Here is a 2,127-nt window from a genome sequence, read left to right as displayed (position 1 = left end):
GCTGCTGCTGCGCCTGTCCCCCGCCGTTGCCACGACCTCCGCCGGCGTTGCCGTTGCCGCCGCTGTCCTGCTGGCCCTTGCCGCCGCGACGGCGACCCTGGCCCTGCACGGGCTCCTGCGGCGTCTGCTTGTGGGCCATGAGCGGGTCGTGGTGGATGATGATCCCCCGCCCGGCGCACGTCTCGCAGTTCTCGGAGAACGACTCGAGGAGCCCGAGACCGAGCTTCTTGCGCGTCATCTGCACGAGCCCGAGCGAGGTGACCTCGGCCACCTGGTGCTTCGTCCGGTCGCGGCTGAGGCACTCCACGAGCCGGCGGAGCACGAGGTCGCGGTTGGACTCGAGCACCATGTCGATGAAGTCGACGACGATGATGCCGCCGATGTCGCGCAGGCGCATCTGGCGGACGATCTCCTCCGCGGCCTCGAGGTTGTTCTTGGTGACGGTCTCCTCGAGGTTGCCGCCGGATCCGACGAACTTGCCCGTGTTGACGTCGACGACGGTCATGGCCTCGGTGCGGTCGATCACGAGCGAGCCGCCGGAGGGCAGCCACACCTTGCGGTCGAGCGCCTTCTCGATCTGCTCGCTGATGCGGTAGTGGTCGAAGGAGTCCTTCTCTCCGGAGTACGCCTGGACCCGGTCGATGAGGTCGGGCGCCACGCCGCGGAGGTAGCCCTCGATGATCTCCTGGGCGTCGCCGCCGTCGATCACGAGCTCGCGGAAGTCCTCGTTGAACACGTCGCGGATGATCTTCAGCAGCAGGTCGGGCTCGGAGTGCAGGAGCGCGGGCGCCTGCGCCTTCTCGACCTGGCGGCTGATCTCGGCCCACTGCGACGTGAGGCGCTCGACGTCGAGCTTCAGCTGCTCCTCGGTCGCGCCCTCGGCGGCGGTGCGGACGATGACGCCCACGTTCTCGGGCAGCACCTCCTTGAGCGTCTTCTTCAGGCGCGCGCGCTCGGTGTCGGGGAGCTTGCGGCTGATGCCGTTCATGGATCCGTTGGGCACGTAGACGAGGTAGCGGCCGGGGAGGCTCACCTGGCTCGTGAGGCGGGCGCCCTTGTGGCCGACCGGGTCCTTGGTGACCTGGACGAGCACGCGGTCGCCGGGCTTGAGCGCGACCTCGATGCGGCGCGCGTGGCTGCCGCCGCCCTTGTCGGCGTTCGCGGCCTCCCAGTCGACCTCGCCGGAGTAGAGCACGGCGTTGCGGCCGCGGCCGATGTCGATGAAGGCGGCCTCCATGCTGGGCAGCACGTTCTGGACGCGGCCGAGGTACACGTTGCCGATGAGCGACGCCTCGTCGGCGCGGGCCACGTAGTGCTCGACGAGCACCTGGTCCTCGAGCACGCCGATCTGGATCTTGCCGTCGCGCGAGCGCACGACCATGCTGCGGTCGACCGACTCGCGGCGGGCGAGGTACTCGGACTCGGTGAGCACGGGGCGGCGGCGCCCGGCGTCGCGGCCGTCGCGGCGTCGCTGCTTCTTGGCCTCGAGGCGCGTGGACCCCTTGATCCGCTGCGGCTCCGTGATGAGCTCGGGCTCGCGGGGCGTGCGGACCTTGACGACGGTGCCGGGCGCGTCGTCGCCGTCGCGGCCCTCCTCGCCGGAGCGGCGGCGCGCGCGGCGGCGGACCGACGGGGAGTCGTCCTCGTCGTCGTGGTCGTCGTCGCGGCCGTCGCGGCCACGGCCGTCACGGCCGGAGCTGCGGTCCGAGGCGCGGTCCTGGACGCGGTCCTGTCCACGGTCCTGGCCGCGTCCGCCCCGGCGCGAGGAGCGCGAGGGTCGCTCGTCTCGGTCGAGGTCGTCGTCCTCGTCGCGGGCGTCGCCGCGGCGGTCGTCCCGCCGGTCGTCGCGATCGCGGCGGGGAGGCAGCGGCGCGATGTCCGGGGCCTGGAAGAAGACGGAGAGGGACGGGACGGAGCGCGTGGGCGCGGGTGCGTCGGCGGCCGGCTCGTCCGTCGGCTCGGCGGCCTCGGGCTCGTCGACGACCGCATCCGTGTCGGGGATGCCGGCGGCGGGGGCCTCCTGCTCGGCCGCGACGGCGGCCTTGCGCGGCGCGCGCTTCCGGGGCGCCCGGGCGGCGGGCGCGGCGGCCTGCTCGGCGAGGGGCTCAGCGGTAGCGCCCTCGGGGG

Annotated in this window: 1 protein-coding gene; it reads right to left on the bottom strand. The window is 73.0% G+C overall.

Going from position 1 to position 2,127, the window contains the following annotated elements:
• Positions 1–2,127 (bottom strand): Rne/Rng family ribonuclease (locus DZG00_RS14910; RefSeq protein WP_199689832.1); only part of this gene is annotated, 2,127 nt, incomplete at both ends.

Origin of the sequence: Clavibacter lycopersici (assembly GCF_003576405.1) — a bacterium.
Lineage (GTDB): Bacteria > Actinomycetota > Actinomycetes > Actinomycetales > Microbacteriaceae > Clavibacter > Clavibacter lycopersici.
Note: the sequence above shows the minus strand (reverse complement) of the source record. Positions and strands in the feature narration are given on the sequence as shown.